This is a genomic window from Streptomyces sp. NPDC001204, from assembly GCF_053598035.1.
In genome coordinates this window covers 83,222-97,237 of record NZ_JBSFJL010000036.1, presented here as the reverse complement: position 1 = coordinate 97,237, position 14,016 = coordinate 83,222, and the positions used below count along the sequence as shown (strand labels likewise).

Sequence of the window (14,016 nt, the reverse complement as noted above, 5' to 3'; positions counted from 1 at the left end):
ACAAGGTCGAGGCCACGCGTGTCGAGCAGCGCACCGACTTCGACAAGCTGATCGTCGACGTCGAGACCAAGCAGGCCATGCGTCCGCGTGACGCCATGGCGTCCGCCGGCAAGACCCTGGTGGAGCTGTTCGGTCTGGCCCGCGAGCTGAACATCGACGCCGAGGGCATCGACATGGGTCCGTCCCCGACGGACGCGGCCCTGGCCGCCGACCTGGCGCTGCCGATCGAGGAGCTGGAGCTCACGGTCCGCTCCTACAACTGCCTCAAGCGTGAGGGCATCCACTCGGTGGGTGAGCTCGTCGCCCGCTCCGAGGCCGACCTGCTGGACATCCGCAACTTCGGTGCGAAGTCCATCGACGAGGTCAAGGCGAAGCTGGCCGGCATGGGCCTGGCCCTGAAGGACAGCCCGCCCGGATTCGACCCGACCGCCGCGGCTGACGCGTTCGGCGCCGACGACGACGCGGACGCCGGTTTCGTCGAGACCGAGCAGTACTGAGCGCTCCGTGGGGAGCCCGTACTGTGACTGCGGGCCGGCTGTGACTGGTCGCGCCCGCAAGGCGGAGCCGCATGATGTAGCGGCCCCGCGCCCCTTTCCAGATGCCCCTCCGGGGGCATCTGGATCTCCGACGGGCGACCGCTCGCTCGGATACTGACCCCGGTACCTGACACGGCCGGGGCAGACAACTAGGAGAAGAACCATGCCGAAGCCCACCAAGGGTGCCCGTCTGGGCGGCAGCGCCGCGCACGAGAAGCTGCTCCTCGCGAACCTCGCGAAGGCGCTGTTCGAGCACGGCCGCATCACCACCACCGAGGCGAAGGCCCGCCGCCTGCGCCCGTACGCCGAGCGTCTGGTCACCAAGGCGAAGAAGGGCGACCTTCACAACCGCCGCCAGGTGCTCCAGGTCATCACGGACAAGAGCATCGTCCACACGCTCTTCACCGAGATCGGCCCGCGTTACGAGAACCGTCCGGGTGGCTACACCCGCATCACCAAGATCGGCAACCGCCGTGGCGACAACGCGCCCATGGCCGTGATCGAGCTGGTCGAGGCGCTGACGGTGCAGCAGAACGCCGTGGGTGAGGCCGAGGCCGCCACCAAGCGTGCGGTCAAGGAGGCCGAGGAGGCCAAGGCTCAGGAGACCACCGAGGCTCCGGCCGAGGAGGCCGCCGCCGAGGAGTCGAAGGACGCCTGAGGCCCTGCCTGACGCCGGAAGCGGGTCCGCCCTTCGGGGCGGGCCCGCTTTCACGTTTTTCCCGAGGGAGCCGCCTTGAGAGGATCTGCACGTGAGTGACGAAGTACAGCCCGGTCATGTCCGCGTCCGCCTCGACCTGTCCTACGACGGCACCGCCTTCCACGGCTGGGCCAAACAGGCCGGCGGCAGGCGGACCGTGCAGGGGGAGATCGAGGACGCGCTGCGCACGGTCACGCGGTCCGGGGAGACGTACGAGCTGACCGTGGCCGGACGGACCGACGCCGGGGTGCACGCGCGGGGCCAGGTGGCGCACGTGGACCTGCCCGAGCGCGTCTGGCGCGAGCACCACGAGAAGCTGCTCAAGCGGCTCGCCGGGCGGCTCCCCAGGGATGTGCGGGTGTGGGCGCTGCGGCCCGCGCCCAGCGGCTTCAACGCCCGGTTCTCGGCCGTCTGGCGCCGGTACGCCTACCGCGTCACCGACAACCCCGGCGGTGTCGACCCGCTGCTGCGGGGCCACGTCCTGTGGCACGACTGGCCCCTCGACGTCGAGGCCATGAACGAGGCCGCGCGACGGCTGCTGGGCGAGCACGACTTCGCCGCCTACTGCAAGAGGCGCGAGGGCGCGACCACCATCCGCACGCTCCAGGAGCTGAGCCTCGAACGCGGCGGCGACGGCATCATCACGGCCACCGTCCGGGCCGACGCGTTCTGCCACAACATGGTGCGCTCGCTCATCGGGGCGCTGCTGTTCGTCGGTGACGGCCACCGTGCGCCGGACTGGCCCGGAAAGGTGCTGGCCGCGGGCGTGCGGGACTCCGCCGTGCACGTCGTGCGGCCGCACGGGCTGACCCTGGAGGAGGTCGGTTACCCGGCCGACGAGCTGCTCGCCGCGCGCAGCCGGGAGGCGCGCAACAAGCGGTCCTTGCCGGCGGCCGGCTGCTGCTGAGCGGCTGACCGCCGGTCCCCCGTGTGCCGCCCGCCGCGCCGCGGCGGGCGGCCGGCTACTGGTTGGCCGCGGCCGACGCCTGGGTCTCGCCGCGCCGGCGGATCTGCTGGAAGGAGAACTCGGCGAGGTCGTCGCCGGCCCGGAAGGCCGCGGTGTCCTTGTTCGTCACGCTCGTGCCGTTGGCGAAGCCGGTGAGGGTGAAGTAGGCGTAGCGGCCGTAGGAGTTGGTCGTGGAGCGGCAGACGGCGCCGTTGCAGAAGGCCTTGACGCCGCTGCCGGACAGCGGCTTGATGATGCTCTTCTTGTCCGTCTCGCTCTTCGCCTTGAGCGCCTGCGCCTCGGTGTCGAAAACCGCGATGCCGACCGTGACCGCGATGCCGCCCTGGCTGTAGGTCACCCGCAGCAGGCGGGTGCAGTCGTTGTCCGTGAGGGCCTTGACGAGCGTGCCCTGGGCGGCCGTGGCGCAGCTCTTGGCGTCGTCCGTGGGGCCCTTCTTGTACACGGTCTCGCCCATGGTCAGCTGGGTGCCCGGGAAGAGCGTGTCCGTGCTGAGCGGGGCCGTGTCCTTCTTCGCGCTGGATATGAAGTCCTTCGGGTCCAGCGGAGGCGGTGCGGTGGTCGGGGCGAAGGACGGCCCCGTGGCGGACTCGCTCGGCAGGGCGGCGGTGCCCGGCAACCGGGTGGCCGGGCCGCCCGACGCGTTGTTGTCGCCGTTCGCCGACACCACGGCCATGGCGACGGCCGCGCCGATCCCGAGGGTGGCCAGCAGGCCACCGCCGACGAACAGCAGCCGGCGCCTTCTGTTCCGTGCCTCCGATGCCTCGGCGAGCGCGGCCCAGTCCGGGGTCTGGTCATTGCCCCCGCTGTTCCGCGACTGCTCAGAATTCGGTTTCCAGGGATCCCACTGGGACTGCGAGCCCCCCTGCCCATAACTCATGGGGCGCATCTTAGACGGGGTCCGAGGGCCCTCCGCGCGCCCGCCGCCGGCCCTCCCGGGGCCTTAGGTGCACGCCGGTACAAAGCGACACGCCGTCGACCGGTGCCGGCCGTCGAGCGGCCGGGAACGAGGTGCCGGAACCGCCGGGACCCGCGGTCGCACACCGTTTTGACCGTTCCAGGGCGCCACGGGTATCCTGCATCTTCGTTGTGTATTGGCTTGCTCATTCTCACGGGACGGGCCCTTACACCGGTCCACCGGGCCGATGACCAGCGACCAGCACGCGGTTTGCGTCACCGCGGTGCGGTCAGGGCTGTCGTGATCGTCTTCGGTGACCTTGTCAGGACCACTCACTGAAGATAGCGAAGGCTACGAACCGTGCGTACGTACAGCCCCAAGCCCGGCGACATCACGCGCCAGTGGCACGTCATTGACGCCCAGGACGTCGTCCTGGGCCGCCTGGCGTCCACCGCCGCCACCCTTCTGCGGGGCAAGCACAAGCCGATCTACGCGCCGCACGTCGACGCTGGTGACTTCGTCATCATCATCAACGCGGACAAGGTGCACCTCTCCGGCAACAAGCGGACCCAGAAGATGGCGTACCGCCACTCCGGCTACCCGGGTGGTCTGCGCTCCGTCCGTTACGACGAGCTGCTCGACAAGAACCCGGAGAAGGCCGTCGAGAAGGCCGTCAAGGGCATGCTCCCCAAGAACTCCCTGGGCCGTCAGATGCTCTCGAAGCTGAAGGTCTACAAGGGTGACCAGCACCCGCACGGCGCCCAGCAGCCGGTGCCGTTCGAGATCACCCAGGTCGCGCAGTAAGTCCGGCCACCCCCTAAGACTGAAGAGAATCTGAGGAGAATCGTGGCCGAGACCACTGCCGAGCAGCCGCTCGAAGAGCTTGACATCGACAGCTACACCACCGAGTCCGAGGTCCCCGTCGAGGGCGAGTACACCTCGGAGTCCATGGCCTCCCGCTTCGGCGAGCCGCAGCCGGCCGCCGGCCTGGGCCGCCGCAAGAACGCCATTGCCCGCGTCCGGATCGTCCCGGGCTCCGGCAAGTGGAAGATCAACGGCCGCACCCTCGAGGACTACTTCCCGAACAAGGTGCACCAGCAGGAAGTCAACGAGCCCTTCAAGGTGCTCGAGCTCGAGGGCCGTTACGACGTCATCGCCCGCATCGCCGGTGGCGGCGTCTCCGGTCAGGCCGGTGCCCTCCGCCTCGGTGTCGCCCGCGCCCTGAACGAGGCCGACGTCGACAACAACCGCGGCGCGCTGAAGAAGGCGGGCTTCCTGCGTCGTGACGACCGTGCGGTCGAGCGCAAGAAGGCCGGTCTGAAGAAGGCCCGCAAGGCCCCGCAGTACAGCAAGCGCTAATCTCAGCGGCGCCCCTGCACGTACTCCGAACGCCCCGGCGGCACGCCTATGTGCCTCCGGGGCGTTCGTTTATCGCAAGGCTTCGGCGTATAACGGCACAAGGTGCTCAACGGCTGGTGTGATCGGATGCCCGGAGCGTCGAATGCCATGGACCGGCCCACGGACCGGCCCCTTCTCGAACTGACGCTTCCTCAGGAGGACAAGTGGGACGACTCTTCGGCACGGACGGCGTCCGTGGCGTCGCCAACGCGGACCTGACCGCCGAGCTGGCGCTCGGCCTCTCGGTCGCGGCGGCGCACGTACTGGCCGAGGCGGGCACCTTCGAAGGCCACCGGCCGACGGCGGTGGTCGGGCGGGATCCGCGCGCGTCCGGGGAGTTCCTGGAGGCGGCCGTGGTCGCGGGCCTGGCGAGCGCGGGCGTGGACGTCCTGCGGGTCGGCGTGCTGCCGACGCCGGCGGTGGCTTACCTGACCGGGGCGCTCGGCGCCGACCTCGGCGTGATGCTCTCGGCCAGCCACAACGCCATGCCCGACAACGGCATCAAGTTCTTCGCCCGGGGCGGTCACAAGCTCGCCGACGAGCTGGAGGACCGGATCGAGTCCGTCTACGAGGAGCACCGCACCGGCGCGCCCTGGAACCGCCCGACGGGCGCCGGTGTGGGCCGGGTGCGCGACTACGACGAGGGCTTCGACGGCTACGTCGGCCACCTCGTCGGCGTCCTGCCGAACCGGCTCGACGGACTGAAGATCGTGCTCGACGAGGCGCACGGCGCCGCGTCCGGCGTCTCGCCCGAGGCCTTCCGGCGTGCCGGGGCCGAGGTCGTCACCATCGGCGCCGACCCGGACGGCCTCAACATCAACGACGGCTGCGGCTCGACCCACCTCGGCCCGCTCAAGGCCGCCGTCGTCGAGCACGGCGCCGCCCTCGGCATCGCGCACGACGGCGACGCCGACCGCTGCCTGGCCGTGGACCACACGGGCGAGGAGGTCGACGGCGACCAGATCCTGGCCGTGCTCGCGCTGGCGATGCGGGAGCGTTCCGCACTGCGCTCCGACACCGTCGTCGCGACCGTGATGTCGAACCTGGGCTTCAAGCTGGCCATGGAGCGCGAGGGCATCCAGCTCGTGCAGACCGCCGTCGGCGACCGCTACGTCCTGGAGGAGATGAAGGACAAGGGCTACGCCCTCGGCGGCGAGCAGTCCGGCCACGTCATCATCCTGGACCACGCCACGACCGGCGACGGCACGCTCACCGGCCTGCTGCTGGCCGCCCGGATCGCCGGGACGGGCCGTACGCTGCGGGACCTGGCCTCCGTGATGGAGCGCCTGCCGCAGGTCCTCGTCAACGTCCCCGACGTGGACAAGTCCCGGGTGCGGACCTCCGCCGACCTGGCCGCCGCGGTCGCCGAGGCGGAGCGGGAACTGGGCGGGACCGGCCGGGTGCTGCTGCGCCCGTCGGGTACCGAGCCGCTGGTCCGGGTCATGGTCGAGGCCGCGGACATCGAGCAGGCCCGCTCGGTGGCGGGCCGCCTGGCCGATTCGGTGAAGTCGGCGCTCGGCTAGTCCCTGCCGCTCCGGAGCAGGCCCTGCCCGGCCTTGGACACGCGCTCGCGCTGCCTCGCCCAGAACCACTTCTGGGCGAGCAGGGTGAGCGTGCCGGCCAGGACGATGCCGAGCATGTTCAGCAGGAGCTGGACCGTCGAGCCCATGGTCTGGGCGGTGTCGCCGTAGGCGAGCGCGACGGCCGCGTTGGCGGCGGCCGGGACGGTGGTCACGGAGATGGCCACGCCGATCAGGGCGCCGGACTTGGCGGAGGTCAGCGAGAGCGTGCCGGCGGCTCCGGCGAGGACGGCCACGACGAAGGAGAACGCGTCGGGGGCGTAGACGAAGGCGGTGTTGGGCCGGGGACCCTCCAGCTTCGCCTTGCTGAACAGCTCGAGGGCGTCCATGAACAGCGTGAAGCCCGCGGTGACCGCCATCGCCAGCGCGAACCCTGCCAGCAGGGCGATCAGCGAGCGCAGTGCCAGCCGCGGGGCCCGCTGGACCAGGGCCGTGCCGATGCCCGCCAGCGGTCCGAACTCCGGTCCCACGGCCATCGCGCCGACGATCAGGACGGCGTTGTCGAGCACCACGCCACAGGCGGCGATCATGGTGGCCAGCGTGATGAACGCGAGGTAGGTGACCGACAGCGTCGACTCCTCGTGCGTGGCCTCCGTCAGCTCCTGCCACAGCACCGCGTCCGCGCCCTCGCCCGGTGCCGCCCTCTCGGCCCGCTCGGCCTGGGCGGAGAGCGTCAGGTCGGGGCTCTCGACGGAGACGGAGCCGCTTCGTTCGATCCCCAACTTGCGCAGTCCGTCGAGGAGTTCGTCACCGGCTTCGCGTGCGACGTCGCACAGGACCACGTCACCGGCCGGGCTGCGGGCGGCGGAGGGCAGCACGACGAGGTGCGCGGTGCCGACCGTCGTCTCGATCAGACGCACCACGTCGTCGGTCTGTTCGGGCGGTGTGATCAGGCGCAGATGCAGCATGGCGGCAGCGTAGACGTCACAGTTTCCGCAGGCTCAGCCGCTGCACCTTGTGGTCGGGTCCCTTGCGCAGCACGAGCGTGGCACGGCCCCGGGTGGGGGCGATGTTCTCCACCAGGTTCGGCTTGTTGATCGTCCGCCACATCGTGCGGGCGTAGTCGAGGGCCTCCGTCTCGGACACCTGGGTGTACTTGCGGAAGTACGAGGACGGGTCCTGGAAGGCCGTCGTGCGCAGCTTGCCGAACCGGTTCAGGTACCACCGCTCGATGTCCTCGGCGCGCGCGTCGACGTACACGCTGAAGTCGAAGTAGTCGGCGAGCCCGACCCTGGTGCGGCCGTCCGTGCCGGGCAGTGCGGGCTGGAGGACGTTCAGGCCCTCGACGATCAGGATGTCGGGACGCCGTACGGTGAGCTTCTCGCCGGGGACGATGTCGTAGATGAGGTGGGAGTAGACGGGCGCGGTCACCTCGTCCTTGCCCGCCTTGATGTCGGCGACGAACCGGGTCAGGGCCCGCCGGTCGTACGACTCCGGGAACCCTTTGCGCGACATCAGCCCCCGCGCCTCCAACTCCCGTGTCGGCAGCAGGAACCCGTCGGTGGTGACCAGTTCGACCCGCGGATGCTCGGGCCAGCGGGACAGCAGCGCCTGGAGCAGCCGGGCGACGGTCGACTTGCCCACGGCGACCGAGCCGGCCACCCCGATGACGAAGGGCGTGCCCGACTGGGAGCCCTGCTCGCCGAGGAACGTGTTCAGCGCGCCGCGCAGCCCGTCCGTGGCGCCGACGTAGAGATTGAGCAGCCGGGACAGCGGGAGGTAGATGTCGCGTACCTCGTCGAGGTCGATCACGTCGCCGAGACCGCGCAGCCGTTCCACCTCCGCGGCGGAGAGCGGCAACGGCGTCTTGTCACGCAACGCGCTCCACTCGGCGCGGGTGAGGTCGACGTAGGGAGTCGCCTCCGGTCGGGACCGGTGGGCGCTCCGGGGCATCGAGGAGACCGGAGAGATCACATTCCATTGTTAACGGAGTTCGAACAGCGCGCGGGGTGGGGTGTGTCACGTAGGCGGGGGACCGGAGGTCACGTCGGCGTCACGGTCGGGTACCGGGCGGCCGATTCATGATCATCTTTGGGTTCGCGGCACGTAGGGTGCGCGGTAACCCGCCGCGGAGACCGTCCGCCGGTCCTGAAGAGAAAGAGTGCCCTTCCGTGAGTTCCCCCGTGGTCCGTCGCACCGTGCTCGCCGCGTCCACCGCCGCTCTGGTCCTGCTCGCCACCGCCTGTGGCGGTTCCTCCGGCAGCGGAGACGAGAAGGCCGGGGACGGCGGGACCGCGCAGGCCGACAGGACGGCCTCCGCCGCCCCGGCCAAGGCGCTGGACGCCGCCGAGCTGGAGAAGGCCGCGCTCACCCAGGCGGACGTCAAGAGCGGCAAGGTCACCACCAAGTTGCCGGCGACGGACGACGTCGCGCAGGACAAGGTGAAGACCGGCGACACCGCCTGCACGCCGCTCGCCCTCCTCCAGGCCGGCAGCTACGTGGGCACGCCCGCGGCCACCGTGAAGAGGTCATGGCTGGGCGATGCGAAGAAGCCCTCGGCGGGCGCCGACCCCCAGGTCGCCCTGCTGGCCGGACTCGACCGGTCGAAGGTCGTCGTGACCCTCGCCTCGTACGACGACGGCGGCGCCGAGCAGGCGATGAAGGACCTCCGGACGGCCGCCGAGAAGTGCGCCGGCGGGTACTCCTACACCGCGGCCGGCACCAGGACGGGGATCGACAAGGTGGCCGTGGCCCAGGCGCCCGCGGGCGCCGACGAGGCGTTCGCCGTGACCCAGACCGTGAACGCCGAGGGCGTCAAGGCACCGGTGAAGGCCGTCGTCGTCCGCAAGGACGCCACTCTGGCCTACTTCCCCGCCGTCAACCTCGCGTCGGCCGCCTCGGGCAAGGACTTCGACTTCCCCGCGGAACTCGTCGACGCGCAGCTCGCCAAGCTGAAGTGATCCGGAGACCCACCGGGGCCCTTCCTGCCCCGGTGGGAATTTCCGATTTCGGGCACGAAGTAGCCACTTTCGCCGGGTGTGGGCCCGTAGGCTGCCGCCCATGTGCGGAATCGTGGGATACGTGGGGTCGCAGTCGGCACTCGAAGTCGTGATGGCCGGTCTGAAGCGGCTGGAGTACCGGGGTTACGACTCGGCCGGTGTCGCCGTGCTCGCGGACGGCGGGCTGGCGGCGGCGAAGCGGGCCGGGAAGCTGGTCAACCTGGAGAAGGAACTCGCGGACCGGCCGCTGCCGACCGGTTCCACGGGTATCGGGCACACCCGGTGGGCCACCCACGGCGGGCCCACCGACGGCAACGCCCACCCGCACCTCGACAACTCGGGGCGGGTCGCCGTCGTCCACAACGGCATCATCGAGAACTTCGCCGCGCTGCGGGCCGAGTTGGCCGAGCGCGGGCACGAACTGTACTCCGAGACCGACACCGAGGTCGTGGCGCACCTGCTCGCCGAGGAGTTCTCGGCGAGCGCCGATCTCGCGGAGGCCATGCGGCTGGTGTGCCGGCGCCTGGAGGGCGCGTTCACGCTGGTCGCCGTGCACGCCGACGAGCCGGACGTGGTCGTGGGCGCCCGCCGCAACTCCCCGCTGGTCGTGGGCGTCGGCGAGGGCGAGGCCTTCCTCGCCTCGGACGTCGCCGCGTTCATCGCCCACACCCGCTCCGCGATCGAGCTGGGCCAGGACCAGGTCGTGGAGCTGCGCCGGGACGGGGTGACGGTCACCGGGTTCGACGGCCGGCCCGCCGACGTCCGCTCCTACGACGTCGACTGGGACGCGGCGGCCGCGGAGAAGGGCGGCTACGACTACTTCATGCTCAAGGAGATCGCCGAGCAGCCCAAGGCGGTCGCCGACACGCTGCTGGGCCGTATCGACGCGGGCGGCTACCTGACGCTGGACGAGGTCCGCATCTCCGCCTCCGAGCTGCGTGAGATGGACAAGGTCGTCATCGTCGCGTGCGGCACGGCCTTCCACGCGGGCATGATCGCCAAGTACGCCATCGAGCACTGGACCCGGATCCCCTGCGAGGTGGAACTCGCCAGCGAGTTCCGCTACCGGGACCCGATCCTGGACGCCCAGACCCTCGTCATCGCCATCTCCCAGTCCGGCGAGACCATGGACACGCTCATGGCGCTCCGGCACGCCCGCGAGCAGGGCTCCAAGGTGCTGGCCATCTGCAACACCAACGGCTCCACCATCCCCCGCGAGTCGGACGCGGTCCTCTACACCCACGCGGGCCCGGAGGTCGCGGTCGCCTCGACGAAGGCCTTCCTGACCCAGCTGGTGGCCTGCTATCTGGTGGCGCTGTACCTGGGCCAGGTCCGCGGCACCAAGTGGGGCGACGAGATCCAGGTGGTGATCCGCGACCTGTCGCAGATCGGCGGCGCGGTGGAGCGGGTCCTGGAGACGATGGAGCCGGTACGGGCGCTGGCGCGCTCGCTCGCGGACAAGAACACGGTGCTGTTCCTCGGCCGGCACGTGGGCTATCCGGTCGCCCTCGAAGGCGCCCTGAAGCTCAAGGAGTTGGCGTACATGCACGCCGAGGGCTTCGCGGCGGGCGAGCTGAAGCACGGGCCGATCGCGCTGATCGACGAGGACCTGCCGGTGGTCGTGGTGGTGCCGTCCCCGCAGGGCCGGTCCCTCCTCCACGACAAGATCGTCTCCAACATCCAGGAGATCCGCGCGAGGGGTGCCCGCACGATCGTGATCGCGGAGGAGGGCGACGAGGCGGTCGCCCCGTACGCCGACCACCTGATCCGCATCCCGGCCACCCCGACGCTGCTCCAGCCGCTGGTCGCCACGGTGCCGTTGCAGGTCTTCGCCTGCGAGCTCGCGACGGCGCGGGGCAACGAGGTGGATCAGCCGCGGAACCTGGCGAAGTCCGTCACGGTGGAGTGACCCTTCAGCGCGTCAAGGAAGCTGGTGAAGGCCTCGGCCGGGAGCGTGACAGTGCCTCCGGCCAGGGCCTTGGAGTCTCGGATGGCTGTGTGGGTGGGGGAGTTGGCGATCTCGACGCAGTCGTTGCCGTCGCCGGGGCCGGAGTAGGACGACTTCCGCCAGTCGGGGGTGGCCATGGGGTGCCTCAGTTTTCCGGGGTGCCGGTGCTCTTCAGGGCCTTGACGAAGGCGGTGAAGGCTCCGGCCGGGAAGGAGAGGGTGGCCCTGCTGGGGTTTTTCGAGTCGCGGATGGCTGTGCGGGTGGGCGAGTTGGCGATCTCGACGCAGTTGTTGCCCTCGCCGCCGCCGGAGTAGGACGACTTCCGCCAGTTGACCGGGGTGGTCACGATGAGCCTCACAATTCCTTTGCCAGCCTGTGGATGAAGTCACGCGATCGGGAGAACAGCGAGACCGCGCGGTCGAGCCGCCATGGCACCCGCTGGTCCTTCAATGAGCTCAGGCTGGGCAGCGTCACCTGTGTCCTTGAGCCGCTGCGCCTCGCCGAACACTCCGACTACCACGTCGTGGAACGGGTGCTGCGGACCGCCGTGACCGGGCTGGGCGAAGCCGAGACCGCAGAACGCATCCCGACCGGTTGGACCGCCCGTGCGGCATTGCTGGGGCAGCAGGTCGCCCGTTCCCTCGGAGCATCGCCCGATGTCGGCATGTTCGTTGCGGTACGTGCGGACGGCGTTGAAGTCCGAACGGCCGAGGTCACACAGAGGACCGCGTTCAATCTGCAAGCCGCCACGCGTGCGCGCCTGCGCACGGTCGGCTCGCGGCGGGGACGTCTCAGCGGCCTGGTGGAGGGAAAGCATCGCCGTCCCCGGGCGGTGCTGCGCACTCGCTCCAGGAGCCCTGCATCACGCTGGTGGAAGTGACCCGCCGAGTCGGCCTCATCGCCAATGACATCACGGCCGAGAAGCCGAAGATCAAAGGGCTCGACGCCATCCACCTGGCGCGCGATCTTCGCCCGGGCCGAGATTTACGTGTCGCGCAACTTCCGCGACTTCGCGCCCGGAGACGTGTGCAACGGCGTCGTACTGCGGACGCCGTTCGAGTTCGGCGGCGCAGGGCTGTGACCGGCCTCCGAGGTCGACTGACAGTGGGACCGCGGCAGGTGAGGTGCGGCCCGTAGGGTGCTCCGCATGAGCATCATCGGGGTCGGTATCGACGTGGCCGAGATCGACCGGTTCGCGGCGTCGCTGGAGCGGACGCCCGGGCTGGCGACGCGGTTGTTCGTGGAGAGCGAGTTGCTGCTGCCCGGCGGGGCGCGCCGGGGCATGGCCTCGCTGGCCGCCCGCTTCGCCGCCAAGGAGGCGCTCGCCAAGGCGCTCGGCGCGCCCGCCGGACTGCTGTGGACCGACGCGGAGGTGTACGTCGAGGACTCCGGCCGGCCGCGGCTGCGGGTGACCGGCACGGTCGCCGCCAAGGCCGCGGAACTGGGCGTCTGCTCCTGGCACGTGTCCCTGAGCCACGACGCGGGAGTGGCCTCGGCCGTGGTGATCGCGGAGGGCTGACGCCTCCCGCCACCGCCCCCGTCACCGTCCGCGTGCGGGACCGGACGCATCCGGGGCAGACTCGACCGCATGCGTACCGCGTACAGCGTTGAGACGGTCAGGACAGCCGAGCGCGCGCTCATGGCGAAGCTCCCCGACGGCGCGCTCATGCAGCGGGCCGCCGCCGGACTCGCCGCCGCGAGCGCGGACTTGCTCGGGCGGGTGTACGGACGCCGGGTGGTGCTGCTGGTCGGCAGCGGCGACAACGGGGGCGACGCGCTGTACGCCGGGGCCCGGCTGGCCCGGCGCGGCGCCGGGGTGACCGCCGTGCTGCTCGCGCCCGACCGCACCCACCCCGGCGGTCTCGCCGCGCTGCGCCGGGCGGGCGGGAGCGTGGCCCGGGCCGACGGCGCCGGGGAGGCGGTCGACCGGGCCGACCTCGTCGTCGACGGCATCGTCGGCATCGGCGGCAAGGGCGGCCTGCGCGCCGACGCCGCGCCGCTGGCCGAGCGCGCCGCACGCTCCGGGGCGGCCGTCGTCGCCGTGGACCTGCCGAGCGGGGTGGAGGCGGACTCCGGCCAAGTGCTGGGCGCCGCCGTGCGCGCCGACCTCACCGTCACCTTCGGCACGCACAAGCCGGGGCTGCTCGTCGACCCGGCCCGCGAGCACGCCGGCACGGTCCGCCTCGTCGACATCGGCCTGGGCCCCGAGCTGCCCGCCGAACCCGAACTGGAGGCGCTTCAGCACGCCGACCTGGCCGCGCTGCTGCCGCTGCCCGCCGCCGAGAGCGACAAGTACCGGCGGGGTGTCGTCGGCATCGCCGCGGGCTCGGCCCGCTACCCGGGCGCGGCCGTGCTCGCCGTGTCCGGCGCGCTGCGCGGCGGGGCGGGCGCGGTGCGGTACGTCGGTCCGGCCGGACGCGCCGTCATCGCCCGCTTCCCGGAGACGCTCGTGTCCGACCAGGGCCCGCACAAGGCGGGCCGCGTGCAGGCATGGGTGACGGGACCGGGCGCCGGGGACGACGCGACCACCGTCGCCGAGGTGCTGGAGACCGACGTACCCGTGCTGATCGACGCGGACGGACTGCGCCTCGCCGACCGCGACGCCGTACGCGCCCGTACCGCCCCGACCCTGATGACCCCGCACGCAGGGGAGGCCGCCGCCCTGCTCGGTGTGGCCCGCGAGCAGGTCGAGGGCGCGCGGCTGGCCTCCGTACGCGAACTCGCCGCCCGCTACCGGGCGACGGTCCTCCTCAAGGGCTCCACCACACTCGTCGCCGACCCGGACGGGGGGCCCGTACGGGTCAACCCGACCGGCACGTCCTGGCTCGCCACCGCCGGCAGCGGTGACGTCCTGTCAGGCCTCGCCGGCTCCCTGCTGGCCGCCGGTCTCTCCGCCCGCGACGCGGGCAGTGCGGCGGCCTATCTGCACGGACTGGCCGGCCGGCTCGCCGCGCACGGCGCGCCGATCGGCGCCCACGACATCGCGGAGACCATCCCGCGGGCCTGGCGGGACGTGCGGGCCTGAGCGGCGAACGGGGCACGGCTGCGGACCGCAA

At 71.4% G+C, this 14,016-nt stretch carries 16 protein-coding genes; 11 read left to right on the top strand and 5 right to left on the bottom strand.

The annotated features are described in order from the left end of the window. From ACWC91_RS34905 to truA, 3 genes are all read left to right on the top strand, one after another. Positions 1-497, top strand: a 497-nt coding sequence (locus ACWC91_RS34905) for a DNA-directed RNA polymerase subunit alpha C-terminal domain-containing protein (RefSeq protein ID WP_388345496.1), incomplete at its 5' end; no start/stop codon positions are given. Between the two features lie 202 nt (positions 498-699). Beyond that, positions 700-1,194 carry a 50S ribosomal protein L17 gene (gene rplQ / locus ACWC91_RS34900; RefSeq protein ID WP_225077986.1) on the top strand — a complete coding sequence of 165 codons (495 nt, stop codon included), beginning with the start codon at positions 700-702 and terminating at the stop codon, positions 1,192-1,194. 91 nt (positions 1,195-1,285) lie between these two features. Beyond that, positions 1,286-2,140 carry a tRNA pseudouridine(38-40) synthase TruA gene (gene truA / locus ACWC91_RS34895; RefSeq protein ID WP_225077985.1) on the top strand — a complete coding sequence of 285 codons (855 nt, stop codon included), beginning with the start codon at positions 1,286-1,288 and terminating at the stop codon, positions 2,138-2,140. A 55-nt stretch (positions 2,141-2,195) separates the two neighbouring features. Here the strand turns inward: truA and ACWC91_RS34890 are convergent, their stop codons facing one another. After that, entirely contained in the window at positions 2,196-3,077 is an 882-nt protein-coding gene (locus tag ACWC91_RS34890) for a hypothetical protein (protein WP_450644464.1), read from the bottom strand. Positions 3,078-3,455: 378 nt separating this feature from the next. Between ACWC91_RS34890 and rplM the strand changes: the two genes are divergently transcribed. The 3 genes from rplM (at position 3,456) to glmM (ending at position 6,016) form a co-directional block, all read left to right on the top strand. Beyond that, on the top strand, positions 3,456-3,899 hold the full coding sequence (gene rplM, locus ACWC91_RS34885) for a 50S ribosomal protein L13 (protein ID WP_141359353.1): 444 nt from the start codon (positions 3,456-3,458) through the stop codon (positions 3,897-3,899). A gap of 42 nt (positions 3,900-3,941) precedes the next feature. Beyond that, positions 3,942-4,454 carry a 30S ribosomal protein S9 gene (gene rpsI / locus ACWC91_RS34880; protein WP_095750302.1) on the top strand — a complete coding sequence of 171 codons (513 nt, stop codon included), beginning with the start codon at positions 3,942-3,944 and terminating at the stop codon, positions 4,452-4,454. A 203-nt stretch (positions 4,455-4,657) separates the two neighbouring features. After that, a complete protein-coding gene (gene glmM, locus ACWC91_RS34875; RefSeq protein ID WP_225077983.1) occupies positions 4,658-6,016 on the top strand; it encodes a phosphoglucosamine mutase in 1,359 nt (452 codons plus the stop codon). Here the strand turns inward: glmM and ACWC91_RS34870 are convergent. Both ACWC91_RS34870 and coaA read right to left on the bottom strand, forming a co-directional pair. After that, complete coding sequence (locus ACWC91_RS34870) at positions 6,013-6,981, bottom strand: DUF389 domain-containing protein (RefSeq protein ID WP_450644461.1); 969 nt, start codon at positions 6,979-6,981, stop codon at positions 6,013-6,015. The genes glmM and ACWC91_RS34870 overlap by 4 nt on opposite strands. Positions 6,982-6,997: 16 nt before the next feature. Next, on the bottom strand, positions 6,998-7,966 hold the full coding sequence (coaA, locus tag ACWC91_RS34865) for a type I pantothenate kinase (RefSeq protein WP_225077981.1): 969 nt from the start codon (positions 7,964-7,966) through the stop codon (positions 6,998-7,000). 218 nt (positions 7,967-8,184) lie between these two features. Here coaA and ACWC91_RS34860 point away from each other — a divergent pair, with 218 nt between their 5' ends. Further along, positions 8,185-8,973 carry a hypothetical protein gene (locus tag ACWC91_RS34860; RefSeq protein ID WP_450644459.1) on the top strand — a complete coding sequence of 263 codons (789 nt, stop codon included), beginning with the start codon at positions 8,185-8,187 and terminating at the stop codon, positions 8,971-8,973. Positions 8,974-9,073: 100 nt separating this feature from the next. Next, positions 9,074-10,921, top strand: coding sequence for a glutamine--fructose-6-phosphate transaminase (isomerizing) (glmS, locus tag ACWC91_RS34855; RefSeq protein WP_450644457.1), 1,848 nt, complete (start codon positions 9,074-9,076; stop codon positions 10,919-10,921). On the opposite strand, the gene ACWC91_RS34850 is transcribed toward glmS, so the two are convergent. Then, positions 10,882-11,097, bottom strand: a complete 216-nt coding sequence (locus ACWC91_RS34850) for a DUF397 domain-containing protein (RefSeq protein ID WP_450644455.1) — start codon at positions 11,095-11,097, stop codon at positions 10,882-10,884. The genes glmS and ACWC91_RS34850 overlap by 40 nt on opposite strands. Before the next feature lie 8 nt (positions 11,098-11,105). Continuing rightward, entirely contained in the window at positions 11,106-11,306 is a 201-nt protein-coding gene (locus ACWC91_RS34845) for a DUF397 domain-containing protein (protein WP_376500929.1), read from the bottom strand. 33 nt (positions 11,307-11,339) lie between these two features. Between ACWC91_RS34845 and ACWC91_RS34840 the strand changes: the two genes are divergently transcribed. The 3 genes from ACWC91_RS34840 to ACWC91_RS34830 all read left to right on the top strand — a co-directional run bounded on the left by ACWC91_RS34840 (position 11,340) and on the right by ACWC91_RS34830 (position 13,985). Beyond that, positions 11,340-11,840: a hypothetical protein gene (locus ACWC91_RS34840; protein WP_450644453.1), complete on the top strand. Its 501-nt coding sequence runs from the start codon at positions 11,340-11,342 to the stop codon at positions 11,838-11,840. A 267-nt stretch (positions 11,841-12,107) separates the two neighbouring features. After that, positions 12,108-12,479: a holo-ACP synthase gene (locus ACWC91_RS34835; RefSeq protein WP_225077975.1), complete on the top strand. Its 372-nt coding sequence runs from the start codon at positions 12,108-12,110 to the stop codon at positions 12,477-12,479. A gap of 69 nt (positions 12,480-12,548) precedes the next feature. Beyond that, positions 12,549-13,985 carry an NAD(P)H-hydrate dehydratase gene (locus ACWC91_RS34830; protein WP_450726193.1) on the top strand — a complete coding sequence of 479 codons (1,437 nt, stop codon included), beginning with the start codon at positions 12,549-12,551 and terminating at the stop codon, positions 13,983-13,985. The last annotated feature ends 31 nt before the right edge of the window (positions 13,986-14,016 follow it).

What these genes read in the sequence shown, in the direction of transcription:
- rplQ (WP_225077986.1), top strand. Translation starts at nt 700, where the DNA reads ATGCCGAAGCCCACCAAGGGTGCCCGTCTGGGCGGCAGCGCCGCGCAC.
- ACWC91_RS34890 (WP_450644464.1), bottom strand. Translation starts at nt 3,077, where the DNA reads ATGAGTTATGGGCAGGGGGGCTCGCAGTCCCAGTGGGATCCCTGGAAA.
- ACWC91_RS34870 (WP_450644461.1), bottom strand. Translation starts at nt 6,981, where the DNA reads ATGCTGCATCTGCGCCTGATCACACCGCCCGAACAGACCGACGACGTG.
- coaA (WP_225077981.1), bottom strand. Translation starts at nt 7,966, where the DNA reads ATGCCCCGGAGCGCCCACCGGTCCCGACCGGAGGCGACTCCCTACGTC.
- glmS (WP_450644457.1), top strand. Translation starts at nt 9,074, where the DNA reads ATGTGCGGAATCGTGGGATACGTGGGGTCGCAGTCGGCACTCGAAGTC.
- ACWC91_RS34850 (WP_450644455.1), bottom strand. Translation starts at nt 11,097, where the DNA reads ATGGCCACCCCCGACTGGCGGAAGTCGTCCTACTCCGGCCCCGGCGAC.
- ACWC91_RS34840 (WP_450644453.1), top strand. Translation starts at nt 11,340, where the DNA reads ATGAAGTCACGCGATCGGGAGAACAGCGAGACCGCGCGGTCGAGCCGC.
- ACWC91_RS34835 (WP_225077975.1), top strand. Translation starts at nt 12,108, where the DNA reads ATGAGCATCATCGGGGTCGGTATCGACGTGGCCGAGATCGACCGGTTC.
- ACWC91_RS34830 (WP_450726193.1), top strand. Translation starts at nt 12,549, where the DNA reads ATGCGTACCGCGTACAGCGTTGAGACGGTCAGGACAGCCGAGCGCGCG.